The 24,053-nt window shown below is 65.2% G+C and carries 17 protein-coding genes and 3 pseudogenes; 7 read left to right on the top strand and 13 right to left on the bottom strand.

Translation table 11 applies throughout. The features are described 5' to 3' along the window. Positions 1 to 1,383, bottom strand: a pseudogene (locus BEN49_RS21900) (YfhO family protein); the annotation flags it as partial. A 147-nt stretch (positions 1,384 to 1,530) separates the two neighbouring features. On the opposite strand from BEN49_RS21900, the pseudogene BEN49_RS31075 reads away from it, so the two are divergent. The 4 genes and pseudogenes from BEN49_RS31075 to BEN49_RS21915 all read left to right on the top strand — a co-directional run. Beyond that, a pseudogene (locus tag BEN49_RS31075) lies at positions 1,531 to 1,671 on the top strand (hypothetical protein); the annotation flags it as partial. Between the two features lie 89 nt (positions 1,672 to 1,760). Next, positions 1,761 to 2,570: a glycosyltransferase gene (locus BEN49_RS21905; protein WP_070746618.1), complete on the top strand. Its 810-nt coding sequence runs from the start codon at positions 1,761 to 1,763 to the stop codon at positions 2,568 to 2,570. Positions 2,571 to 2,655: 85 nt separating this feature from the next. Next, on the top strand, positions 2,656 to 2,940 hold the full coding sequence (locus tag BEN49_RS21910; protein ID WP_070746620.1) for a TIGR03643 family protein: 285 nt from the start codon (positions 2,656 to 2,658) through the stop codon (positions 2,938 to 2,940). 21 nt (positions 2,941 to 2,961) lie between these two features. Continuing rightward, entirely contained in the window at positions 2,962 to 3,762 is an 801-nt protein-coding gene (locus BEN49_RS21915; RefSeq protein WP_070746622.1) for a carbohydrate deacetylase, read from the top strand. Positions 3,763 to 3,789: 27 nt separating this feature from the next. On the opposite strand, the gene BEN49_RS21920 is transcribed toward BEN49_RS21915, so the two are convergent. The 6 genes from BEN49_RS21920 to BEN49_RS21945 all read right to left on the bottom strand — a co-directional run bounded on the left by BEN49_RS21920 (position 3,790) and on the right by BEN49_RS21945 (position 15,395). Further along, positions 3,790 to 5,439 carry an FAD-dependent oxidoreductase gene (locus tag BEN49_RS21920; RefSeq protein WP_070746624.1) on the bottom strand — a complete coding sequence of 550 codons (1,650 nt, stop codon included), beginning with the start codon at positions 5,437 to 5,439 and terminating at the stop codon, positions 3,790 to 3,792. 55 nt (positions 5,440 to 5,494) lie between these two features. Continuing rightward, on the bottom strand, positions 5,495 to 6,028 hold the full coding sequence (locus tag BEN49_RS21925; RefSeq protein ID WP_070746626.1) for a sensor histidine kinase: 534 nt from the start codon (positions 6,026 to 6,028) through the stop codon (positions 5,495 to 5,497). Further along, a complete protein-coding gene (gene sov / locus BEN49_RS21930) occupies positions 5,971 to 11,847 on the bottom strand; it encodes a T9SS outer membrane translocon Sov/SprA (protein ID WP_070746628.1) in 5,877 nt (1,958 codons plus the stop codon). The genes BEN49_RS21925 and sov overlap by 58 nt, the downstream gene beginning before the upstream one ends. Beyond that, entirely contained in the window at positions 11,793 to 12,071 is a 279-nt protein-coding gene (locus BEN49_RS21935) for a hypothetical protein (protein WP_125917108.1), read from the bottom strand. Before BEN49_RS21935 ends, sov begins: the two co-directional genes overlap by 55 nt. A 160-nt stretch (positions 12,072 to 12,231) precedes the next feature. After that, entirely contained in the window at positions 12,232 to 12,837 is a 606-nt protein-coding gene (gene ruvA, locus BEN49_RS21940) for a Holliday junction branch migration protein RuvA (RefSeq protein ID WP_068236864.1), read from the bottom strand. Between the two features lie 287 nt (positions 12,838 to 13,124). Further along, a complete protein-coding gene (locus BEN49_RS21945; protein WP_193415864.1) occupies positions 13,125 to 15,395 on the bottom strand; it encodes an NADP-dependent malic enzyme in 2,271 nt (756 codons plus the stop codon). A gap of 349 nt (positions 15,396 to 15,744) precedes the next feature. Between BEN49_RS21945 and BEN49_RS21950 the strand changes: the two genes are divergently transcribed. Together BEN49_RS21950 and BEN49_RS30290 are read left to right on the top strand one after the other, a co-directional pair. Beyond that, a complete protein-coding gene (locus BEN49_RS21950) occupies positions 15,745 to 16,983 on the top strand; it encodes a S8 family serine peptidase (RefSeq protein ID WP_262490243.1) in 1,239 nt (412 codons plus the stop codon). Positions 16,984 to 16,997: 14 nt separating this feature from the next. Next, complete coding sequence (locus BEN49_RS30290; protein ID WP_262490244.1) at positions 16,998 to 17,246, top strand: S8 family serine peptidase; 249 nt, start codon at positions 16,998 to 17,000, stop codon at positions 17,244 to 17,246. Positions 17,247 to 17,375: 129 nt separating this feature from the next. On the opposite strand, the gene BEN49_RS21955 is transcribed toward BEN49_RS30290, so the two are convergent. From BEN49_RS21955 to BEN49_RS21975, 5 genes and pseudogenes are all read right to left on the bottom strand, one after another. Next, positions 17,376 to 19,532, bottom strand: coding sequence for a LysM peptidoglycan-binding domain-containing protein (locus BEN49_RS21955; protein ID WP_070746632.1), 2,157 nt, complete (start codon positions 19,530 to 19,532; stop codon positions 17,376 to 17,378). 127 nt (positions 19,533 to 19,659) lie between these two features. Further along, positions 19,660 to 21,090: an Asp-tRNA(Asn)/Glu-tRNA(Gln) amidotransferase subunit GatA gene (gatA, locus tag BEN49_RS21960; protein WP_070746634.1), complete on the bottom strand. Its 1,431-nt coding sequence runs from the start codon at positions 21,088 to 21,090 to the stop codon at positions 19,660 to 19,662. A 27-nt stretch (positions 21,091 to 21,117) separates the two neighbouring features. Continuing rightward, positions 21,118 to 21,489: a Sec-independent protein translocase subunit TatA/TatB gene (locus BEN49_RS30680; protein WP_438831800.1), complete on the bottom strand. Its 372-nt coding sequence runs from the start codon at positions 21,487 to 21,489 to the stop codon at positions 21,118 to 21,120. Positions 21,490 to 21,885: 396 nt separating this feature from the next. Beyond that, positions 21,886 to 22,041 (bottom strand): annotated as a pseudogene (gene tatA, locus BEN49_RS29890) (twin-arginine translocase TatA/TatE family subunit); the annotation flags it as partial. Between the two features lie 248 nt (positions 22,042 to 22,289). Further along, positions 22,290 to 22,478: a hypothetical protein gene (locus BEN49_RS21975; RefSeq protein WP_070746636.1), complete on the bottom strand. Its 189-nt coding sequence runs from the start codon at positions 22,476 to 22,478 to the stop codon at positions 22,290 to 22,292. 193 nt (positions 22,479 to 22,671) lie between these two features. On the opposite strand from BEN49_RS21975, the gene BEN49_RS21980 reads away from it, so the two are divergent. After that, a complete protein-coding gene (locus tag BEN49_RS21980) occupies positions 22,672 to 23,163 on the top strand; it encodes a LytR/AlgR family response regulator transcription factor (protein ID WP_158023032.1) in 492 nt (163 codons plus the stop codon). A gap of 347 nt (positions 23,164 to 23,510) precedes the next feature. Here the strand turns inward: BEN49_RS21980 and BEN49_RS21985 are convergent. Further along, positions 23,511 to 24,053 (bottom strand): murein hydrolase activator EnvC family protein (locus BEN49_RS21985; RefSeq protein WP_158023033.1); only part of this gene is annotated, 543 nt, incomplete at its 5' end.

Here is a 24,053-nt window from a genome sequence, read left to right on the forward strand (position 1 = left end):
GGTTCGGCCGGGGCCCCCAGCGGAGTGCCGGGCAGCGCCGCCGCGCGCGCGCAGGATGCGCGCCAGCGCCAGGGCCCCCAGCAGCGGCATGGCCAGCTGCGCCATCACCAAGCCCATGCTCACGGCGCGGAAGCTGCGGTAGCCGGGCAAGTAATGAAATATCAGGCTGTTAATCGACTCGAAGTTTTTGCCCCAGGCCAGCACGAACGACACCAGCGTGCCGGCCAGCAGCCAGTAGCGGGTGCGCTTGTCCACTACGAATAAGCCCAGCACGAATAGGAAGCACACCACCACGCCCACGTACACGGGGCCCGCCACGTAGGCCTGGTCGCCCCAATAAGTCGGCATTTGGGAGGCGGCCTGCGGGTCGGCGCCGAGGGTGCTCAGCTCGCGGGCCGTGTTCGAGTCGGGGCCCAGGGCCATGCTGCTGCTGCCGCCGAAGAAGTTGGGCACGAGCAGCGTCATGGTTTCGCCCACGCCGTAGCTGTAGGCAAAGGCGTAGTCCTCGTCTTGCTGGGCGGCGCTGGCAGCCGGCGCCTCGCCGGGCGCGGCGGGCAAGGCCTTTAGCTCCGACGGCGAGCGGTTGCTGAACTTGCTGTACTCGTACGTAGTGTAGAGGCGGCCGAAGCTGACGCCCACCGCCAATAGGGTCCCCACGGCCAGCAGTGCCACCCGCTGCCCAAAGGCCGGCAGGCGCCCAGCGCGGGCCGCGGCCACCAGCTCCACAATGCCATAAATAACTACCAGTAAGCCTACGTAGTAAGTAATCTGCGGGTGGTTGGCGCGCAAATTCAGCGTGAGGCCCACGGCAAAGAGCGCGGCCCCCAGCCACTTGTCGCGCCGGAACGTGACGAGCAGCCCGCCCAACACCAGTGGCGCGTAGGCCAGGGCAAACGACTTGGTGTTGTGCCCAGCCAGCAGAATGGCCAGGTTGTAGCTCGAAAAGCCCAGCGCCACCGCGCCCGCCACCGCCACCAGCGGCGGCAGCCCCAGCGCCACGCCCAGCACGTAGCCGCAGAGCAGCGCCAGGAACAGGTTCGATACCGCCGAGGGCAGGCCCAGCGTCAGGGCCTTCTGCAAGTACACCGACAAGTCGCCGGGGAAGTGCACCGAAATCAAATACGTTGGCATGCCCGAAAACATGGAGTTCGTCCACAGCGGCTCGTGGCCGTCGTGCATAGCCGCCCAGTTGCGCACCTCCTGCGCCCCACCCTGAAACTGGGTGATGTCGTGCTGGGCCAGCGACTTGCCGTCGAACACAATGGGCGCGAAGTAGGCGCAGGCCAGCACAATGAAGAACAACACCGCCAGCGCGTGCGGCAGCACCCGCTGCCACAGCGGCGCGGTACGAACAAGGGGAGCAGAAGCAACAACAGCGGCCATCGGGGCGGGGTAGGGTAAAGGAAACCGAGCCCGAAGGTACGGTTGTGCGGGTTTAGGGCCCCGGGGCCCCCGCCGGCGGCCATCCACCCCAGCCGTACCTTTGCCCGCCGTTTCCCAGCTGTCCTGCCCATGTCCACGCACCTCCCGATGGCCCCCGCCACCCCGCCGCCCTTCGATGCCGACGAGCTGATTTCCATCGTCGTGCCGCTCTACAACGAGGCGCAGAGCGTGCGCACACTGGCCAGCCAAATCGTGGAGGTGATGGAAACCCACGGCTTCCACTACGAGCTGATTTTGGTGAACGACGGCAGCGCCGACCAAACCTGGGGCCACATCAGCGCCCTGGCCGCGGCAACCCGCACATCATCGGCCTCGACATGGCCGGCAACTACGGCCAGACGCTGGGCCTGCGCGCCGGCTTCGAGCAGGCCCAGGGCAGCATCGTGGTGGCCATGGACGGCGACTTGCAACACGACCCGGCCTACTTGCCCGAGTTCGTGCGCCTCATCCGCGAAGGCTACGACATGGTGGGCGGCGCCAAAAGCAAGCGCCCCGAAGGCTTCCTCAAAACGCTGATTTCCAACGGGGCCCACAACATCATCAGCCGCCTCTCGGGGGTGAAGCTGGAGTATTTCGGGGCCACCTACAAGGCCTACCGCCGCTACCTGCTCACCAACGTGGAGATGCTCGGCGACGCCCACCGCTTCCTGGGGGCCCTGGTGGCGCGCAAGGGCGTGCGCTACATCGAGTTCCCCATCGAAATCCGGGCCCGCGAGTTCGGCACCAGCAACTACGGCCTCAACAAAGTCTTCAAGGTCATCGTCGATTTGCTGATTCTGCGCTTCACCGTGGTGTATGCCCGCAAGCCGTTCCGGCTGTTCGGCGTGCTCGGTATTCTCAGCCTGCTCATCGGCGGGGCCCTTACCATGGGCTTCCTCGTTGGCTCGGTGTTCTTCCGCGTCCACATCGCCAAGCAGTTTCCGATGGAGTTCATCTTCAGTCTGTTCCTCATCATGGGCGGCATCTTTTTGCTGAGCTTCGGGGTGCTGGCCGAAATAGGGACCTACACCTACTTCGCCCGCCGCAACCGCCGGCCGTACGTGCTGCGCCACCTAGCGCACCAGGCCGCTGGGGCCCCGGCAGCCGCCCCAGTGCCCCAGCCCGCGGCGGCCCGGGCAATTAAATAGGGCCCCGGACGGCCCCGGCCGCAACCTATCCGGCGCGGCCCCGCTTAAAGGAGCGCCGCGCTACTCCCGCGGCCCCTCCCCCGAAATGGACATCCCCGCCCTCACCGAAGAAGATACTAACCGCGTAATCGAAATGGCCTGGGAAGACCGCACGCCGTTTGAAGCTATCCTGGCGCAGTTTGGCCTGCCCGAGCAAGCCGTTATCGAGCTGATGCGTCGCGAGTTGAAGGCCTCGTCGTGGCGCCGGTGGCGCGCCCGGGTGCAGGGCCGCCCCACCAAGCACCGCGCCAAGAGCGCCGTCGACGACGCCCGCTTCAAGTCCAAGGCCCAGCGCAGCATCACATTCAACAAAATCGCCAAGCGGCCCTGATTTCCCCGCCTAATTAGCTCCATGCGCCGGCTCATCATCAACTGCGACGACTACGGCTGGGACGCCCCCGCCACCGCCGCCATCCAGGAGCTGGCCGCGCAAGGCCGCATCAGCAGCACCACTGTGATGTCCAACCTGGCTACCGACGCCGACCTGCGCGCCCTGGGGCCCCTGCAAGCGCACATCTCCACCGGTCTGCACCTCAACCTGATCGATGGGGCCCCGCTGAGCCGCGCTTCCGCCGTGCGCACGCTGATCGACGCCGATGGGCAGTTTTTCAAAGGGCAGCTGCTGCTGGCGCGTTTCCTCAGCGGCCGGGTGCGGGTGAGCGAGCTGGAAACCGAAGTGGTAGCCCAACTGGCCCGATTGGCACGGTTCGACGTGCCAGTTTCGCACGCCGATAGCCACCAGCACCAGCATTTGTACCCGGCGCTGGGGCCCGTGCTCACCAGCATCTTGCGGCGGCACGGCATCCGCCGCCTGCGCCGCTGGAGCACCCAGCCCGGCTATGCCCTGCGCGGCCAGCTACTGAACGCCTTCGGCGTGGCCTCGCGCTACGGCCTGCGCGGCTTCCAGTCGCCCAACGCGCTGGTAGCCGATTTCTCGGCCGCGCAAGACGCCACGCTGCCGCTCTTCATCCAAGGCTTGGCCCGCGCTTTCCGCCGGGGCCCCGTGGTGGAATTCATGACGCACCCGGGCCTAACGAACCGCGAAACCTCTTATCTCAACCGAGTGGCTGAATACGAGTTCTGGCGCGACGGCGCGTGGCCGGAGTACTTGGTGGAGAACGAGATAGAGCTGGTACGCTACAATGAACTGTAGCGTGGACGCTGCGAGTCCGCGCTACAGTTACTCGTCCAGGTACTGGTGCACGAACTTGATGGCCGTGGAGCCATCGCCCACGGCGGCGGCTACGCGGGCCATAGCGCCGGCGCGGCCGTCGCCGGCGGCGAACACGCCGGGCACGCAGGTTTCGAGGGCGAAGGGCTCGCGCGGGCGCTTCCAGTTGGCGGCGTAGCGCGGGTCGGCCACTAGGTCGCGGCCGGTGAGCACGTAGCCCTTGGCGTCGCAGATGACCGTGCCGCACACCCATTCGGTGCTGGGCTTGGCCCCGATGAACACGAACAGGGCCCGGGCGGGCCGCTCTTCGGTTTGCTCGCCCACTTGTAGCACCACAGCTTCGAGGTGGCCCTCGCCTTTCACCTCCTTCACCTGGGCAAAGGGCAGGATTTCGATGTTCTCGGTGCCCGCAATTTGCTCAATCAAGTACGCCGACATGCTGCTGGCCAACGACTTGCTTCGGATGACGATGAACACCCGGCGGGCGTAGGTGGCCAGGTACATGGCCGCCTGCCCCGCCGAGTTGCCGCCGCCCACAATGTACACGTCCTGCTGGTCGCAGGAGCGGGCCTCGGTGCGCGCCGCCCCGTAGTACACGCCCGCCCCGCTGAGCGCGTCGATGCCCGGCACTTCCAGTTTGCGGTAGCTCACGCCGGTGGTGAGCACCACGGCGCGGGTGCGCACCTCGGTGCCGCTGCTGAGGGTGAGTACTTTATAGCCATCCTGCACGCACAGGTTAGTTACCTCCTCGGCCAGGAACTCGGCGCCCAGGCGCACGGCTTGCGTCCAGGCGCGGTGGGCCAGCTCGGTGCCGCTAAGGCCGGTGGGGAAGCCCAGGTAGTTTTCGATGCGCGAGCTGGTGCCCGCCTGCCCGCCGGGCGCCTCGCGCTCGATGAGCAGGGTTTTCAGGCCTTCCGATGCGCCGTACACCGCCGCGCCCAGGCCCGAGGGCCCCGCGCCAATCACCACCACGTCGTACAAATCGCCCGAAGGCTGCGTGAGTAGGCCCAAGTACTGCGTGAGGTCGGCGCGGGTGGGGCGGGCCACGGCGTGGCCGTCGGCGTACACCACCACGGGCAGGTCGGCGGCTTCAAACTCGGTGCTTTCGAGCAGCTTAGCCGCGGTCGGGTTGGTCTCAAAATCAAGCCACTCGAAGGGCACCATGTAGCCGGCCAGGGCGCTCTTGACGGCGTGCGAGAGCGGCGACCACTGGAACCCAATCAGCCGCAGGCCCTGAAACGCGGGCTTGTGCTGGGCCTGCCAGGCCGCCAGCAGGTCGTGCAGCGTGGGGTAGAGCAGCTCCTGGGGCGGGTCCCAGGGCTTGAGTAAGTAGTAGTCGATGCGGGCCCCGTTGATGGCCCGGATGGCGGCTTCGGTGTCGGCGTAGGCGGTGAGCAGCACGCGCTTGGCGTCCGGAAACAGGGCCCGAGACTTTTCCAGCAGCTCCACGCCCTCCATGCCGGGCATGCGCTGGTCAGCCAGCAGCAGGGCCAGGGGTTCGGCGCGGGTTTGCAGTTGGTGCAGGATTTCCAGGGCCCCGGCGCCCGAGTCGGCCCGCAGCACGCGGTAGTCGCGGCGGAACTCGGCGCGCAGGTCGCGCTCGACGGCGTTGAGGACCTGTGGGTCGTCGTCGACGGCTAGGATGACAGGTTTTTTCATGCAGAAAGGCCGCGCATTGCCGGCCGGAAAGAATAACGCAATAGAAGAAAAAAGGCTACGCCACCGGCAGCCAGGCGCAAAATTCGGTGCCCTGGGGCCCCGAGGTGACTTCGAGCCGGCCGCCGTGGTTTTGCACGATGCGCTGGGCAATGTCGAGCCCCAGGCCGGTGCCCTCGCCGGCCTGCTTGGTGGTGTAGAAGGGCTCGAAGATGTGGGGCAGCACGTCGGCCGGAATGCCGGGCCCGTCGTCGGCCACGCACACCTGCACGAAGCCGGGCGCCAAGCGGGTGCGCAAGGTAAGGCTGCCGCCGGGGGGCAGTGCATCGACGGCGTTGTCGATGAGGTTGGTCCACACCTGGTTGAGGCCGCTGACCTGGCCGTGCACCTGGGGCAGGTTGGGGGCGTATTCGCGGGTGAGGCGGATGTTTTTGGCCCGCAGCTGGTAGCCAAAGATGTTGAGCGTGCTTTCGAGCCCGGCGGCCGCGTCGAGGGGCGCGAAGTCGCCGCCGCGGTCCATGTGCGAGTACGTTTTCACGTTGTCGACCAGCGTGCTGATGCGGCTGCTGGCTTCCTGCACGTCGCGCAGCAAGCCTTGGGTGCTGAGCTGCCCTTCGAGCCAGGCGAAGGCGGCGGGGCGGGCGGCGGGGCGTTGTTGATGATGTTCAGGAACTTCACCTTGTTGTAGAGCTTCACCAGGTCGATGCGGCCGTTGGCGCTGAGCTCGGCGTTGTTCTGGATGGTGTTGCCCAAGGCCAGCGGCACGGTCAGGGTATCCCGGGCGGGGTCGCCGGTGGGAATTGGGAACACGGGCGAGCGCAGGGCCGTGGAGGCCGCCTGCCAGGTGTAATTGGCCACGTAGCGCACGTCGGAGCTCAGCCAGTCGGTGAGCGGAAACTTATCGAGCGGCAGGCGGTAGGTGGCCGCAATTTTCTGAAAGAAGTTGGTGGTGCGGCCCCCGGCCAGCAGGTTCTGGCGGATGAGCGTGCGGTTGTCGATGGCCTCCTGGCTGTTGCCCACGGCGCGGCCCACGCCCTCGTCAATCACGCCGCGGTTGGTGGCGGTGTAGTCAATGGTCAGGGCCTTGGTGAGGGCCCAACTCAGGTCGTAGATGCGGTTGATGTAGAACGACTTCTGGTACACGCCGGCAATGCCGAAGGTGGTGGGCACCTCGCCGGGGTTCACCACGCGCTGCAAAAACCGCTCGTTGTAGCGCCGGTCCAGGTCGATGCGGAAGGCGAAGCGTGAGGGCAGGGGTGTGAAGTTCACCTGCTGCAAAAACTTCAGGTACGGGCTGCTCAGGGCCTTCGCCTGGGCAAAGGGCGTGTAGTTTTTAGGCGTGGTTTGGAAGGTGTAGGCCGCCGCCGCCTGAAACGAGCGGGTGTAGTCGCTGGAGGTGCGCACGTCGGAATGCTGGCGCTCGGCGATGGAGTAGCTCAGGGCAATGTTCTCAATGTCCCAGGGCTTGGGCTGGCGCGGCGGCGCGGCGGGCCCCCCGCCGATGGGCGGCGCGGCCACCACCCGCTCCTTGCGCACGTTCAGCAGCGAGAGGCTGCGGGTGGTGGTCATGTCAATCACCTTCTTGCTGTAATCGGCGCGGGCGTCGGCGTCGGCAAATTTTTCCAAACTCTGGCGCAGCTTGGTGTCGGGGTCGAGGGGGTCGTACTCTGGGGCCCGGCGCTCGGCGCCCACTTGCAGCAGCACCGGCACGCGCAGGTTCAACTGGGCGGGCAGCAGCTTGTCGGCGGCCACCACGGCGTTCAGGTCGCCGCGCATTACGTCGTCGAGCGAGCGTTGCTGCACTTTATCCTGCAAGCCGCCGAAGCCGACGCTGGTGTAACTGCCAGTGGCCGTCACGGTAGCCAGGTCAGCCAGCTTCACGTTCATGCGGGCGTTGGCGGCGTAGCCGGCCTGCTGCTCGAAGTCGTACACCCGCAGCTCGTCGGCCCACATGTTCACGCTCTTGGCACCCACGTCGGCCGAGGTCGGGTTCAGGATGCCAATCATGCAGCCCTGCACGGCCGAAAAGTCGGGGTTGCCCACCACCGTCACGGTGGCCCCACTGGGCAGCGTCACGGTGAAGGGCACCAAGTAGTTCACCGGCGACTGCTTATTGCGCAGCGACTTGGCATCAATAAAATCCTGGAACGCCACGTCGATGTTGTTGGCCTCAGGCCACACATCGGCCTGCGTGGTTTGGCCGGCCCGGGTCACCACCAGCGGCACCGAGTACTCGTAGTAGTTCTGGGTGTAGTCGGTGCCGATGCGCACGAAGCCGCGCACATCGCCGTCGCGCAGGTTGGGGTCGTCGGAGTCGGCGTGCAGGTACATGCGCAGGCGCTTGTAGCGCAGCATGTTCACGGTCAGGTTCTTGTAGGCCGCCTTGGCGTAGCCGTCGCTCAGGCCCGTCACCGACAGGCGCAGGCTCTGCTCGTTCTGCACCCGGGCCACGGCCGAGCTGCCGTACTCAGTGTCGCGGATGATGTTGGGCGGCGTCACGTACGGAATGGCGCCGGGCGTGGCCGACTGCCCGTTTTCCTCCACGCTCACGGTGGAGATACTGAAGGCCCGCGCGTCGGTGGTGATGTTCACCGGCAAGTTGCTCTGGTCCTGCGCGATGGGGTAGTTGTAGCGGCGCCACTGGTTGGCCACAAACTGGGGCTGCACCATGCGCAGCACCACGGGCTGCTGCCAGCCGGTCATGTACATGCGCACGAAGCGGATGGATTTGTAGCCGAAGTCAGTGGTACTGGTCGCGCCGTTCACTACAATGCGCTGGTTGGGGTCGCGGATGGGGATGCGGAACTGGTACCACGTCACCGTTTCGTTGTTGCTGCCGGTAATGGGCGGCGTCGTCACCTTGTCGATGATGTAGTTCTGGCCCACGTTCTGGGCGTTGGGCAGCAGCGGAATGCTGTACTCGTGGTACTGCTCCACGTCCTGAATCACGTTGTCGCGGTTCAGGTCTTCCTTGTCGGGGTAGGCCGTGGACGTGGCCTGGCTGCCCTCGGGCGAGTTGCCCTCGTAGCCGTTGTAGTTCTTGTAGCGCCCTAGGATTTTGACGTTGTTGTCGGTATAAAACCCGTCGAGGTGGTAGCGGAAGTCGTCGGCGGCCGGGTCGGCAAACGTGCCGTAAACGCCCGAAATGTTGCTGTTCGCCTGCGCCACAAAGGCCTGCTCGGCTACGTCGTTCAGGCCATCGAGGCCCACGTCCTGCACGGCCCGGGCCCCCGGGGCCCCCGAAAACGCATCGGTCAGGAACTGCTGCGTGCTCACCAGTCCCCACGGGGTCTGCTGCACCAGCGTAGTGGGGTCGGCCTGGTCGGGCGTGGGCAAACCGTTCTCAAACTCGTGCTGGTTGCTGTCGCGCAGCAGGTCCTCGCTCACGTTGCCGAGGTTGATGACCAGCCGGCCGCCGGTGGCGTTGTTGGTGGGCGGGTTGTTGGAGTCGTCCACCTGCCCGTTGCGGCCGGGCAGAAACGGGTCCAGCATCCAGAACTCCAGGTACTCAATGTTGGCGTTGTCGAAATCGGTGTCGAACGTAATGGCCCGCGAGATACCGCCGAAGCGGTTTTCAGGCAGGTTGACCCCGGCGTTGTTAGCGAAGCGCTGGCCGTCGGCCTGGATGTTGGGCGTGTAGTTGTAGGGCCCCCGCTCGCCGGGGAAGTAGGCCATGTCGAAGGTGTACTCGTAGCCGTTGCCGGTGGCGCCCAGGTCCTTGTTTGGGAACACTTCGTTGCGCGGAATGCCGCGGGTGTAGTGGTTGCTCAACGAGATGTCGCCGGTGGCGATGTTGGCCGGTACGCTGGGACCCCCGGTGTAGTAGGTCTGGTCCACGGTGTACCAGGCCAGCTTGGCGCGCTGGTAGTTCACGCTCAGGTCGAGGGCCCGCGAAATGGTGGCCGGCGTGGTGGCCAGGCGCCAGGCCGGGATGGCCGTGAGGCCCCCCAGCGTGTAGGGCGTGCGGGCGTTCTCGAAGTCGTCCACGTAGCTGGTGCCATTCTCGCCGCTACCCAGCTGCGACTTGCCAGCCAGCAGCTTCGCAAACTCACCGCTGAAGGCGAAGGTCGAAATCTCCTTGGTCGAGTAAAACGGCAGCCGGTCGAGCAGCTTGGTCAGCACCCGGCTGTCCTTGCGGATGCTGCCGTCGAGGCCCACGATGCTGTTGTTGGCCGGCTCGTCGCCGATGTTCACGCGGTTGATGCCGGGGGCCTGGTTCTCCAACAGGTACAGCGCCGTGCCGCCCAGCGTCACGTCCTTGTTCATGCGGTAGTCAAAGCGCGTGCCCACCAGGCGGCGCGGCTGCACCTGCACCAGGGCGTTTTTCTCAAAGGTGATGCGCAGCTCGTTGGCCGAGGCCAGGTACGACGGGTTCAGGATTTTCACCTTCGCCTGGTCATAAAACACTTGGTAGTCGGTGCCTTCCGTAAGCAGTGTCGAGCCCGAAAACACCTTCACCGAGCCCTGCGCCACCCCAATGCCGGGCAGGCTCACCTCGTCGGTAGTGGTGCCCTGGTAGCGCCCGCGCAGGTAAAACTTGTCCTTCTCCTGGCGCTGCTGGGCGTCGCTCTGGGTTTGGGTGTACAGCTCGTTGTACACGTATTTCTGGAGCAGCGTGCGCTCGTTGGCCGCATTCGAACCCGCCGTCGTGCCCGTGGTGTCGAACTGCGCCCGCAGGTAGTCGCCGAAGGGCTGCACGTTGGGGAAAATGATGCGGCCCAGCTCGGGGTTGACGGTGACGCCCGGGAAAAAGTCGAAGTTGCCGTCGGGGTTGCGGTCGTTGTTGGGGTTCACCCGGTCTAGGCCCAGCACCTGAATCAGGGGGATGTTCTGGATCTTCGCCCCTTCCTTGAGCGAAATCAGGTCAACGCCCGTAATATCATCTTTGTAAATGAGTTGGAGCTGAAAATTGTCGCGGTTGAGCTGCGTGGTATTCAGCGAATACACGTTTTTCATCATCAGGTCCCAGGTCGGCGTGTTGCGCGTGGGGGGCCCCGGGGGCACCAGCGGGTCGGGACGCAGCGTGGGCAGCACGCCGATGCCGGGGTTGGTGGCGCGCAGCAGCTTGAGGTAAATCACCTGGTCGGCGTTCACCGTGCCGTAGTCCTGCACGGTTTCGCCCACCTTGTAGGTGCGCCCGTTGTAGATGTAGGAGTAGCTCACGCCCAGGGCCTGGTCGGGCAGCAGGGTGGTGTTCAGCGACACGTAGCCCAGCTCGGCGTTGAAGGTGTACTCGTTGGGGTCGAGCTTGCGGGCCCGCACCCGCTCGTAGTCCAGGTTTTTGGCCAGGCCCAGGCCGCCGAGGTACGAGTCAACCGTGAGGTTGTTGCGAGCCTGGGCCCCACCGCCAATCAGGGTGGCGTACTCCAGGTTGGCCTTGTTTTCGGCCGGCGTGCGCACCGTGGCGTTGCGGCTGGGGTCGAAGAACTGCTGGCGGTAGAAGCGCAGCGGCTCGGCAATGTCCATCAGGGCCACCACGTTGCGCAGGCTGGCGGTGGTGCGGTTGTCGTTGGTCACGTACACCTCCAGCTGCGTCACCTGCACGCCGCTCTGGATGGTGGGCAGGTTGCGCAGGGCCTGGTCGTAGCGCTCGCGGAAGTAGTGCGATATAAAGAAGTGCTTGTCTTTCTCGTACTGGCTGGCCTTCAGCTCGAACTGCCGGCTCTGGGCTCCGTTCTGCACCCGTACCTCGTCGGCGGTGCCGCGCACGGTGGCCGCCACGGCCGTCACGCCCAGCCGCCCAAATTGCAGCTGGGCCTTGGCCCCGAACAGGTTCTGGCCGCCCTGCACCAGCGAGTTGCCCAACGGCAAGCTCACGTTGCCCAGGTCCAGCTTGCGGATAATGTCCGTTTCCTGCCCCGAGTAGTCGAACTTCATCTGGTTGTCGAAGTCGAACGAGGCCTTGGTGTCGTAGTTGAAGGCCAGCTTGAGCTTCGTCCCGACCTGCCCGGTCAGGTTGATGTTCATGCTCTGGTCGAAGATGAAGTCGCCCACCCGCTGCTGGCGCAGGGTCAGGGCCGGGTTCTCGTTCACGTTGAACTTCGCCCCCGCCTTGATGCTGACCGCGCCCGCCGGCCGGATATCCACGTAGCGCCCGCCAAAAATCCGGTCGCCCACGGGCCCCAGGTCAATTTTCGGAATCAGGCGCTGGGCCTGCGGCGTGCCCGCCACCACCGAGGGCCCCGTAATGCCGCCCCGGGCCCGCTCGCGGTAGTAGTTGCGGATGGCCTGGCGCTGCTGAAACTCTTCGTACTCCTTGTACGTAAGCCGGCTCGGGTCGCGGTAGTCGATGTTTTCGCCCACCTTTTCCTGCACCTCAAAGTTTTGCAGGCTGTCGTCCACAGCCACGTTCAGCTTCACGTTGGGCGGCAGCGGCAGCACCAGCGGCGACTCGCGCCGCGGCTGGCCCATAGGGCTGCCCGGGCGTCGCGCCCACCCACCCGCGGCCGGCGGCTGGGCTTGTAGATGGTGTCGGCCGGCGCGTAGTGGGCGGCATCGGCCACCGCCAAGGCGTTGGGTACCAGGGGCCACGCGCGGGCGGGGTGCCGGGCCAGCGGGCTGGCCTGGGCCCACCACGCCAGCAACGACGCCACCAACACGACCGACGGAGCAAGTAATTTACGACCGGATTTCAAGCAGAATAAAGGTTGGGCAGCGGCCACGCGCCCCGCGGCGGGGGCCCACCGGAGCAGCCCCGCCCCGGCGGCACACACAAGAATAGATATATCCAACGAGCACTTCGCCGGCCGAAAGGGTTGCCTGGGCGGGATTCCGCCAATTATTTCCCGCCGGGGCTTAGTGCGACTTCAAAGCAAACTTAATCATTTCCTCCACCGTCAGGCCGGGGCCGTGCTTTTGGGCAATCTGGTCCAGGTTCTTTTCGGCGGCGGCCCGGGCGAAGCCCAGGGTTACCAGGGCCTGCAACGCTTCGGCGCGCTGGGTATTGTGCTGGCGGGCCAGCGGCACGGTGTCCACGCCGGCCTTGGCCAGCAGCTCGTCCTTGCGCAGCTTGTCCTTCAGCTCGAGGATGACGCGCTGGGCCGTTTTGGGCCCCACGCCCTTAATGCTCTGGATGGCGCGCACGTTTTCGTGCACAATGGCCTCGCGGATTTCGCCCACGCTCATGCTGCTCACCATCACGATGCCCGTGCCCGGCCCGATGCCCGACACCGAAATCAGGAGCATAAACAGCGCCTTTTCGGCCGGGTCGAGGAAGCCGTACAGCGTCTGGCCGTCTTCTTTGATGTGCTGGTAGGTGTAGATTTTGGCCGGGGCCCCTTCGGCCGGCAGCTTCGAGAACGTGGCCAATGAAATCCGGACTTCGTAGCCCACGCCGCCCAGGTCCATGATGGCCTGCGTGGCGTCTTTGTAGGCCAGCTTGCCGTCGAGGTAAGCAATCATAAAAACCGTAATTTGGAAAGGAAGGCCCCGCAAAGGGGTTTTTTACTGTCCAAATTTACTAAACTTTCATGCGAAAGTCCGGTGGCTGGGGCCCCGGCGCGGGGCCCCAGCCACCGGCTCAGTCCAATTAGCCGGCCGGCCCCAGCCAAAAAGCACCGCTAGGCCCAAAGGTTAACGGCGATGAAAAGAGAAACCCCGACGTTAGGCGACGCCGGGGTTTCAGAAGTGTGGGGGTTTTAGTGCAATCTCCTTAATTCAACTCAAATGAAAATAAGGGCAAAACCGCCCTACATCCCTTTGCCGCCCGACTGCGCATCGACCACCGCAATGGAGGCCATGTTCACGATGTCGCGCACCGAAGCGCCCAGCTGGAGGATGTGCACCGGCTTGCGCATGCCCATCAGCACGGGCCCAATTAGCTCGGCGCCCCCAATTTCCTGGAGCACTTTGTAGGCAATGTTGCCCGACTCCACGTTGGGAAACACCAGCGTGTTGGCCCCCTTTTCGGCCAGCGGGCTGAAGCTGTAGTGCTCTTGCAGCAAGCCCGGGCTCAGGGCCACGTTGGCCTGCATCTCGCCGTCGAGGAGCAGGTCGGGGTAGCGGGCTTTGGCCAGCTCGGTGGCGCGGCGGGTTTTCTCGGGCAGGGCCCCCGCGTTCGAGCCGAAGTTGGAGTAGGATACGACGGCAATGCGCGGCTCGTTGTCGAAGAAGCGCACGGCCCGGGCCGTGAGGCCGATAATCTCCACCATCTGCTCGGCAGTGGGGTCGATGTTCACCGTGGTATCGGCGAAGAAATAGGGCCCCTGCTTGTGCTGAATGATGTACATCGACGACACGCGCTTCACCCCGTCCTCAGTGCCAATGACTTGCAGGGCCGGAATGATACTCTTGCCGTAGTCCTTGGTGAGGCCGGTGATGCAGGCGTCGGCCAGGCCGGTTTCCACCATCATGGCGGCGTAGTAGTTGCGCTCGCGCATCAGGCGGCGGCCTTCGTAGAGCGTCATGCCGCGGCGCTGGCGCTTTTGGTACAGCAGCTGGGCAAACTCGGCGCGGCGCGCTTCCTCCTTGAGGATGTTGACGATTTCGCAGCCCTCCAGGTCGATGTTGTTGGCCCGGGCAATTTCCTCGATCTTCTCCTGGGGCCCCAGCACGATGGGCAGGGCAATGCCCTCGTCGCGCAGAATCTGGGCGGCCTTCAGCACTTTGTAGTTGTCGCCTTCGGCAAACACCACCCGCTTGGGGCCCGACTTAGCGGCGCTCGTGATGCGGTTCATCAGCTTCTGGTTGCCACCGAGGCGGGCCTGGAGCTGGTCGCCGTAGGCATCCCAGTCGGTGATGGGCACGCGGGCCACGCCACTTTCCATGGCTGCTTTGGCCACTGCCGGGCTGATGCTGGTGATGAGGCGCGGGTCTAGCGGCTTGGGAATGAGGTAGCTGCGGCCAAACGCCAGGGTGTTGTCGCCGTAGGCGCGGTTCACCATGTCGGGCACGGGCTCGCGGCTCAGTTCAGCCAGGGCGTGCACGGCGGCCAGCTTCATGGCCTCGTTGATTTCGGTGGCCCGCACGTCCATCGCCCCCCGGAAAATGTAGGGGAAGCCCAGCACGTTGTTCACCTGGTTGGGGTGGTCGGAGCGGCCGGTGGCCATGATGAGGTCGGGCCGGGTGCCCATGGCCAGGTCGTACTCGATTTCCGGGTTCGGATTGGCCAGGGCAAACACGATGGGGTCGGCCGCCATTGTGAGCAGGTACTCGGCGGGCAGCACGTTGGCCGCCGACAAACCCAGGAACATATCGGCCCCCACCAGGGCCTCGCCCAGGTTGTTGAGCCGGCGCGTGGTGGCAAACTGCATCTGGATGGGCGCCAGGTTGGTGCGCCCTTCGTGGATGAGGCCGTCCTTATCGAACACCACCACGTTTTCCTTCTTCAGGCCCAGGGCCAGGTACAGGCGCAGGCACGACACGGCCGCCGCCCCCGCCCCGCTCACCACCAGCTGAATTTCGTCAATCTTCTTGCCCACCAGGGCCAGCGCGTTCAGCAGCGCCGCCGCCGTGATGATGGCCGTGCCGTGCTGGTCGTCGTGCATCAGCGGGATGTTCATCTGCTCGCGCAGGGCCGTCTCAATCTGGAAGCACTCGGGGGCCTTAATGTCCTCCAGGTTGATGCCGCCGAACGTGGGCTCCAGGGCCTTCACAATGCGGATGAATTCGTCGGGGTCGGTGGCGTCAATCTCGATATCGAAGCAGTCCAGGCCCGCGAACTTCTTGAACAGCACGCCCTTGCCTTCCATTACCGGCTTGCTCGCAGCGGGCCCGATGTTGCCTAGGCCCAGCACCGCCGTGCCGTTGCTGATGACGGCCACCAAGTTGCCCTTAGCGGTGTACTTATACACATCGTCGGGGTTGGCGGCAATGGCCAGGCAGGGTTCGGCCACGCCCGGCGAGTAAGCCAGCGCCAGGTCGAGCTGGGTGCTGACGGGCTTGGTGGGCACCACCTCGATTTTGCCGGCCGGGCTTTGCGAGTGGTAGTTCAGGGCGTCCTGCTTATTGATTTTCAGCATAGAAAAGCGGCAAAAAAGAAAACGGCCGCGCCAGGAGCGCGGCCGGTGGGGCCGTATCGACGGTGGGCAAAGGTACTCGCCGGGGCCCTAGTTTAGCGCCCAGGCCACCAACCCGGGCCCGGGGGCCCCGGCGCCGGCGACTGGCTACGGCCGGCCACCCCCAAACCCACGGTCGGGGTTGCGCTGCTCGCCAGGTCCAGCTATTAAATCAATAAATACGATTTAATATATAAAAATATACTTATAAATTGTACAATTATAAGAATTTACTCTATATTGGCAGGCTCAAACCCTGATGCTCAGGGCTTGAATTCATTTCCTCCTTCTTTCCATTTTTAAGTACCGCTCTATGCCCATTCCCAACTTTACTCACAAGCTGCTGCCGCTTTGCAGCCTGGGTTTGCTTTTCGCTTTTGGTTGCAACAAGAAAGACGCCGACTCGGCCCAACCCTTGGGCACCAGCGCGGCGCAGGAAGCCACCCAGGCCCCCGGCGCGGTGAAGCTGCGCGCTAAACACTACATCATCATTGCCACCGGCGGCCAGCTGCCGGCCGACCTGGCCGACCAAACCGCGAAAGCCAACGGCACCATCACCACCCTGCTGAGCGAGGCAGGCGTAGCCACAGCCACTTCGGACGACCCCAATTTTGCGGCCAAGGCCGCCAAGATTGCCGGCGTGCGCTCGGTGGTGCACGACTTTACCTACCAAGGCTTTGACCCGCAAAAGGAGCGCACTGTGGCGGTCGACAACGTGAACCCGCCGAGCACGGGCGACAGTAACCCCTATTTGCCGTTGCAGTGGGGCGCCACGGCCATTCAGGCCCCCGAGGCGTGGAACGCCGGGGCCCTGGGCGAGGGCGCGGTGGTGGCCGACTTGGACTCGGGGTTTGATTTGACGCACCCCGACTTGGCGGCCAACATCATCGGCAGCGCGTCGTTCGTGCCCGGCGAAAAAGCCCAGTTCGTTGGCACGGGCTTTAGCCACGGCACGCACACCGCGGGCACCATTGCCGCCGTGGACAACAACCGCGGTGTTATCGGCATTGCCCCCAAAGCCAAGCTGCTGCTGGTCAAGGTACTGGGCGACGCCGGCTCGGGCTCGTTCTCGTGGCTGATGAGCGGCATCGTGTACGCCGCCCAGCACAAAGCCACCGTGGTGAACATGAGCTTAGGCGCCTCCCTGCCGCGCAACGGCAAGTACCTGGACGACAACGGCACGCCGGACGACCCCTCGGACGACACGGTGGTGAACGACACCAAGGCCACCCAGGAGTTGCTGGTAGCCCTTAGCAAGGTCACAGCTTACGCCACTAAGCAGGGCGTTACGCTCATTGCTTCGGCCGGCAACGACGCCAACAACGGCAACAAAGACCAATCGCTGGTCAACATTCCGGCGGACGCCACCGGCGTTATCTCCATCTCGGCCACGGCGCCCATCGGCTGGGCCCTGGCGCCGCTCACAACCAACCTGGACCGGTTCGCGTCCTATTCTAACTACGGCACGCCGGCTGTTACTTTCGCGGCCCCCGGGGCGACTTTGCCTACTACTACACCAACCCAACCCAAACCGCCACGATCATTGGTATAACGCGGCCCGTTTATTTGTTTGACTATGTCTTTAGCACCACCAGCAACGGCGGCTACGCTTGGTCGGCAGGCACCAGCATGGCGGCGCCGCACGCCAGCGGCGTGGCCGCGCTCATCATCGGCAAAAACGGTGGCCGGATGGACCCCGCCCGCGTTGAAGCCGTGCTGCGGGCCTCGGCCGACGATTTGGGCAAGCCTGGCCGCGACGAATACTACGGCTACGGGCGGGTAAATGCCTTGCGCGCAGTAACGCAAGTGCAGTAGTCCTGCTCCACTAGCGGCGAAAAGCCCTGGGGGCCCCTGTAGCAGGGCCCCCAGGGCTTTTTTGGTGTAGCGGTACAGGGTAGCAGGAGCCAGCACGCTCGTCGCAGCCGGCCACTCCTGAGGCCGCTGCTAACCCTGCGGCACCAGCAGCTTCTGCCCCAGCTTCACGTCGTCGGAGGTGAGGTGGTTGAGGCGCCGCAGCACCGCCACGCTCACCTTGAAGCGGCGCGAAATATTGTAGAGCGTGTCGCCGGGCTGCACCAAGTGCGTTTTGGGTACCGCGGCGAGGTGCGCGGGCGCAGGTGCGGTCTTGGCTGGGGCCCCGGCGGGGGGGCTGAAGCGCAGGCGCTGGCCAGCTTCCACGGTTTCGGTGTCGAGATGGTTCCAGGCCACGAGTTGGGCCACGCTCACGCCGCGGGCCTGGGCCAGCTTGGTCAGGTTGTCGCCCCGCCGCACTACATAGCTGGCTGTGGCCGTGGGCTCCACTTCGGCGGCCGTATCCCGGGGGCGGGCGGTGGCCTCCATCGAGGACCGGCGCGGCTTGTGTACGGGCGCTTCCGCTACCTCCGCCGGGGCCCCAAGGGCCGCTTCGTTGATAGCCACGAGCGTTTCGGTGGTCGTTTCGGCTGGGGCATTTGCCGCCGTTACCTGCTCGGCGGGCTTGCGCCCGGCCAGCGCGGCCGTGGCTTTGGCCAGCGCGGCGGCCTGAATGGCGGCAATGCGGGCCTGGGCGTGCTGGGCGGCTTCCTGCCGCTGGCGCACCTTGGCCAGGCGCGTGGCTTGCTGCTCCTCCTGGGCAGCCACGGCGGCCACGCGGGCCACTTCCAGCGCGTTGGCGGCGGCCAGGGCCTGGCGGGTAGCTACTTCCGCTGCCGAGGGCAGGGACCGGATGGGGGCCGGACGAGGCGGGACGGCCGCGACGACCACCGGCGGCTGGGCAGCAGGCTGCGGCACCAGCACCACCACGGTGCGGCCCGGCTTTAGCAGTTGCTTCTTGGTCAGCTCGTTCCAGCGGCGAAACTGGGCGGGGCTCACGTCGAACCGCTCGGCTAGGCCGGCCACGGTTTCGCCCCGGCGCACCACGTGGCGCACCCGGCGCACACGCGGCGCGGCGTTGCCTTCCTCAGCATCGGCAGCGGCCAGCAAGGGCACTTTGGGGCCCCAGGGCTCCACGCCATCGAGGCGGGGCGGCAGGGCGGCCAGCGGCTGGGGCAGCGCGGCCAGCGGTTGGCAAAAGGCCAGCAGCGTAGCCCGGTCGGCGCCCCCGAAGGCGGCGCGGGCCGTGGCGGGATAGCGCACCACGTAGGGCCGGTAGCCGGCCGGCAGCCCGGCCCGGAACAGCTCGGGGTTGTAGCGCGTCAGGTAGGTCGAGTCGGAATAGCCGCAAGCCACGCTCAGGCGGTGCAGGTCGAAGGCCTGGCCGCGCAGGCCCAGTGTGTCCAGGGCCTCGGCGCGCTGGTAGGCCAGCTTATCGGAGTGCAGGCCGTGTTCCTGGGCGTACTTCATGCTGTACATCACCGCCGTGAAAGTGGGCACGTAGTTGCGCGTTTCGGCCGGCAGGTTCGGGTACAGGTCCCAGAAGGTTTTTTTGCTGGTGCGGCGCATCACACGCTGCACGTTGCCGGCGCCCCAGTTGTAGGCGGCCAGCACCAATTCCCAGTCGTGAAACACACCGTAGAGATAACGCAAGTGCTTGCAGGCGGCTTCGGTAGCTTTCTCGGGGGCCATGCGCTCGTCCACCCACTCATCGCGGCGCAGGCGCAAGTCGCCCGCCGTGGGGCCCATGAACTGCCAGAGCCCGGTGGCCCCCACCTGCGATTTGGCCGTAGGAATCAGCGACGACTCCACCACGGCCAAGTACTTGAGCTCCAAAGGCAGGTGGTACTGCGCCAGGTACTTCTCAAATAGCGGAAAATACAGATTCTCGCGCTCCAGCACCCGCTGCGTGTAGTCGCGCTTGCGCACCGTAAACAGGGTGATATAGGCCATCACCGCGTTGTTGAACTGGTGCGGGGCATCGGTTTCGATGCAACTCATCCGGTCGCCCACGAGGTCGCGCACAGTGGGCGGGGTTTGCAGCCAAGCCAGCCGCACCGAGTCAACGGGCACGACGGGGACCACGGCCAGCGAGTCGGGTAGCAGCAGCACCGGCACCTTGGTGGTGTCGGTGGAGAGGGGCGGCAGCTGCTGGGCCCGGGCGGCCACGGGGGCCACCAAAGGCAGGGCCAGCGCCAGCCGCTGCCACAAGCGGCCGGGCCGAAACGCCGGGGTACGTCCTTGCTTCATATTGCCGAAGGTAGAAAAAAACGCTGTAAATCCCAGCGTTTGTCCTAAAGTATTACTTCAACCGGCGTGCGCAACGCATTCAGTTACCGACCGGAAGCTTCGTCAATAAGCAAACCCAGCGGCGTGGTTATGCTTCGGTTTCGGCCGGCACCAGTTCGGTGGCGAAAGCGAGCAGTTCGGCTTCGCGGAAGGCCCCGGCCATCACTTGCAGGCCCATCGGTAGGCCTGCGGCATCGTCGCCCATGGGCACCGAAATGGCCGGCACACCAGCCAGCGAGGCCTGCACCGTAAAAATATCGGCTAGGTACATGCTCACCGGGTCTTGCTTTTCACCGATGCGGAAGGCCGTGGTGGGCGTGGTGGGCAGCACCAAGAAGTCGTACTGGCGCAGCAACTCGTCGGTCTTTTCCTTGATGAGGCGGCGCACGCGCTGGGCCTTGGTGTAGTAGGCGTCGTAGTAGTTGGCGCTGAGCACAAACGTGCCGAGAATGATGCGCCGCTGCACCTCCGCGCCAAAGCCCTGCGACCGGCTCTTCTTGTAGAGCGACTCTAAATCCGTCACGTCGGGGGCCCGATAGCCATACTTCACGCCATCAAAACGGCTGAGGTTGGAGCTGGCCTCGGCGGTAGTGAGGATGTAGTAGGTCGGAATCATCACGTCGAGGTAATGAAAATCAACCGGCTCCACCACGTGGCCCAGGCCGCGCAAGCGGTCCAACTGGCTTTCGAGGGCAGCCTTGATTTCGGGATTCAGGCCCTCGTTGTCGATGGCGTCGGCGATGTAGCCGATGCGGTAGTGGCCGGCCGGGGCCAGCAGCTGGCTGTAAGCGGGCACTTCGCGCTGGCTGGCGGTGCTGTCCATGCCGTCGGGGCCCGCCATTACTTCCAGCAGCAGGGCGGCGTCTTCTACCGAGCGGGTCAGGGGCCCTATTTGGTCAAATGACGAAGCAAAGGCCACCAGTCCATAGCGCGAGATGCGCGAGTAGGTGGGTTTCAGGCCAATAACGCCGCAAAAGGCCGCCGGCTGCCGCACCGAGCCGCCGGTATCGGAGCCGATGGAGGCCAGGCACATGTCGGCCTGCACGGCCACGGCCGAGCCACCCGACGAGCCGCCCGGCACCCGGTTGGGGTCGGCGGCGTTGCGGGCCGGGCCGAAGTAAGAGCTTTCGTTGGAGCCGCCCATGGCGAACTCGTCGCAGTTCTGGCGGCCGATGAGGATGGCGTCGGCGTCGAGCAGGCGCTGCACGGCCGTGCCGGTGAAGAGCGACTTGAAGCCGTCGAGCATCCGGCTGCTGCTTTGCAGCGAATGACCGGTGTAGGCCAGTACATCTTTCAGGCCGATGACCATGCCAGCCAGGGGCCCGGCGGTGCCGGCGGCGCGCTTGGCATCCACGGCGTCGGCCTGGGCGCGGGCCTCGTCGGGCCACACTTCCAGGAAGGCGTTGAGGTGCTGCTGTCGCTCGATGTTACCGAGGTAATAGTCAACGAGCTGACGGCAGGACGTGGTGCCCGCCGTCAGCTCGCGCTGAATTGCCGAAAGAGAACTGAAACGCTTCAAACTACTCGCAATTATTTGAGGGGGTACTTAAACGCTGGGCGGGCTGTAGGGCTGCCGGGGCTGGGTGCCTTCGGGGGCCAGGTTGGGCGGCAACACCGGGGCCACGTAGGGCTGCTCGGCGGGGGCCTCGGCTACCGGGTGCGGCTCGTAGCCTTGGGCGGTCTGGGCAGCATAAGGGTCGTGCGGGGCCCCATTCTGCGGCGGGAAGTTGGGGTTATAACCGGGATTCGGGTTGTAGTTCGGATTGGGGTTGTACGGCTGCTGAGGCTGCTGGCCAGCGCGCTCAAACTCGTTGCGGATTTCGCTGCTGGCGTCCTTGAACTCGCGGATGCCTTTGCCTAGGCCGCGGGCCAGTTCGGGAATTTTATTAGCCCCGAAGAACACGAGGATCACAACCATGATAAGGATCAGCTCGGAGCCACCGATGTCACCAAGAAATAAAAGAGACTGTTGCATGGGTTCTAGCTTAAGTATATAACGAATGAATAACTGAGACTGAGGGCCCTAGCTCAATTGCTGGCTGGGGTCGTTGGGGTTGCGGGCCGGCGGGGTAGGCTGCTGGTAGCCGGGCTGGTCGGGCTGCGGGTACTGGGGCTGGTAGCCGTTGGGCGGCTGCTGGTAGCCGTTCTGCTGCTGGGGGTAGCCGTTTTGCTGCGGATAGCCTTGCTGAGGGTAGCCCTGCTGCGGGTACTGCGGCTGGTAGCCGTTGGGCTGCTGGGGGTAGCCCTGGGGCGGGTACTGCTGCCCGTTGCTATCTTGCGGGTAAGGTGCCTGGTCGCGGTAGGCGGCCGGGGTCTCCTTGGTCGCGTCTTTGAACTCGCGCACACCAGAGCCGATGCCTTTGAACAATTCCGGGATGCGCTTGGCGCCGAACAGCAGCACAACTACAAAAACGATCAACAGCAGCTCGCCGCCGTTGGGGATACCGAGCAAGAACAAGGAAGCAAGCATAGGATGGGGGCCGCTTGGCCCGGTAGAGGGTTGAGTAGGACGTTATACGGAGCCCGGGCCCGGCTGGATGGCAAAGGTACCGCATGGCCCGCGGTTGTGCGGCGCAGGCCCTAATAATTTGGAGGAGCCGAAGAGCAGGCTAGCCGGGCGCTGGGCCCCCTTGGTCGGATTATTAAACACAACATTGGCCTACTAACGTAGTTTGTTTTTTTTAACGTTCGGCTATTGAAGCTCGCTCCCGTTTCATATCATTTATGACCCTCTCCCCAGATCAGGAACTGATTCAGCCGGCGGTAGCTGGCGGCGCCGACGTACTGGCAGCTGCTCCGCCCCAGTTCTTCGCCGATTTGGTGCATCTGGCCGCCGTGGCCTGCGGCGTGCCGCAGGCGCTGGTAGCCTTGGCCGGGCCCGGGGCCCTGGCTGTGCAGGCCCGGCACGGGCGGGCAGCGGCCATGCCTGAGCTGGACAAGTTCTGCCGGACCGTGCTGCGGTCGGAACCAGCGGTGGCGGGCTTCGACGAAGTAACTACCAGCTTGTCGCCCACGCACTTTTGCGCCAGCGTGGCGTTGCGGGGTCCCGGCGGGCGAGGTGCTGGGCGTGCTGGGCGCGGGGGCCCCCCAACCGCTGGCTTTGCCCGACGACCAGCGCGAGGCCCTGGCCTGCCTGGCCCGCCGGGCCACCGACTACGTGGCCCAGGGCCTGGCCCAGCGGGCCTTGGCCGACCAGCAGCAGCAGCTGGCGGTGGCGTTTCGGGTGGCCAGCGCGGCCGAGCCAGGCCAGCGCCCCGAACTGTACGTGAAGCAAGATACCCGCCTGCTGCGCGTGCTGCCCGCCGACGTGACGCACTTTGAAGCGTTGGGTGACTACGTGAACCTGTACACCGTGCGGGAACGCTTCACCGTGTACGGCACCATGAAGGACATGGAGGCCCGCCTGCCCACCGCCGATTTTGCCCGCGTCCACCGCAAGTACATCATCCGCCTCGACCGCCTGCTGGCCCTCGAAGGCGACACCGTGCTACTCGACGCCGGCCCCGGGGCCCCGGCCGGCCGGCCGGCTACGGCCGTGCCCATCGGCAATTCTTACCGGGCGGCACTGCTGGCCCGCCTCCACGTATTATAGCCGCCGGCTACTCTGAGCCCCGATTTACCGAGAGAATTGGCCCATTGAACGAGTTGACTAGGGGCAGCCCAGTGCAGCACCCCACTTTTGTATCGGCTAGCAGCTATTAGCCGTCCCCGTAGAGCCTTGCCCTGCACCGGGCAGTAGCTGCGGCTAAGTTTGTTTTCATAGCTTTGGAAAGACACCGCGCCTTGCTCGGTGTCTTTTTTTTGGCCCTTGTGGGGCCCTGGGCGTAGCCTCTGGCGCGCCTTTCAAGGATGTGCTGCACGCTGTACCTGGCATCGCGCCGGGGCCCCTATGGGAAGTGTAGGTACCGCCAAGCTGTGCTTGGCGCTGCAACGACTGCTTTAGCGGCTGCCCAGCCAGCTTTCGGGGTTGAGGTTGGAGGAGTTGTGCCACACCTGGAACTGCAGCTCGGAGGTGCCGTCGCTGCCGGCGGCTACCGTCCCGATGACGTCGCGGGCGCGCACGCGCTGGCCATCGCTCACGCTCACCGTGCGCATCTTGGCGTACACCGTGAAGTAGTCGCCGTGCTGAATCATGACGATGGTGTTCATGCCCGCAATGCTGGTAATAGTGAGCACTTTGCCGTCGAAGCAGGCCCGCACCGGCTCGCCGGCGCCGGTCTGGATGTCGATGCCCCGGTTTTCTACCACCACGTGGCGCAGCACTGGGTGCGGGTGCCGCCCAAAGCGCTGGCTGATGAAGCCGCGCCCCACTGGCCAGGGCAGCCGCCCCTTGTTGCCGGCAAAGTTAGACGCCACCAAAGCCGTCTCGGGCGTGAGGACTACGCGGCTGGCACTGCGGTCGGCGGCGGTTTCGGGGGCGTCGGCATCGGGCGCATCGTCGCTGCGGGCGGAGCGGCGGCCGCTACGGGCGCGGGCGGCGGC

Source organism: Hymenobacter coccineus, from assembly GCF_001816125.1.
Taxonomy (GTDB): Bacteria; Bacteroidota; Bacteroidia; order Cytophagales; family Hymenobacteraceae; genus Hymenobacter; species Hymenobacter coccineus.

Bases quoted from the DNA above. Each gene is read 5' to 3' on its own strand.
- BEN49_RS21905 (WP_070746618.1), top strand. From the start codon at position 1,761: ATGGCCGGCAACTACGGCCAGACGCTGGGCCTGCGCGCCGGCTTCGAG.
- BEN49_RS21910 (WP_070746620.1), top strand. From the start codon at position 2,656: ATGGACATCCCCGCCCTCACCGAAGAAGATACTAACCGCGTAATCGAA.
- BEN49_RS21915 (WP_070746622.1), top strand. From the start codon at position 2,962: ATGCGCCGGCTCATCATCAACTGCGACGACTACGGCTGGGACGCCCCC.
- BEN49_RS21920 (WP_070746624.1), bottom strand. From the start codon at position 5,439: ATGAAAAAACCTGTCATCCTAGCCGTCGACGACGACCCACAGGTCCTC.
- sov (WP_070746628.1), bottom strand. From the start codon at position 11,847: ATGGGCCAGCCGCGGCGCGAGTCGCCGCTGGTGCTGCCGCTGCCGCCC.
- ruvA (WP_068236864.1), bottom strand. From the start codon at position 12,837: ATGATTGCTTACCTCGACGGCAAGCTGGCCTACAAAGACGCCACGCAG.
- BEN49_RS21945 (WP_193415864.1), bottom strand. From the start codon at position 15,395: ATGCTGAAAATCAATAAGCAGGACGCCCTGAACTACCACTCGCAAAGC.
- BEN49_RS21950 (WP_262490243.1), top strand. From the start codon at position 15,745: ATGCCCATTCCCAACTTTACTCACAAGCTGCTGCCGCTTTGCAGCCTG.
- BEN49_RS21955 (WP_070746632.1), bottom strand. From the start codon at position 19,532: ATGAAGCAAGGACGTACCCCGGCGTTTCGGCCCGGCCGCTTGTGGCAG.
- BEN49_RS30680 (WP_438831800.1), bottom strand. From the start codon at position 21,489: ATGGTTGTGATCCTCGTGTTCTTCGGGGCTAATAAAATTCCCGAACTG.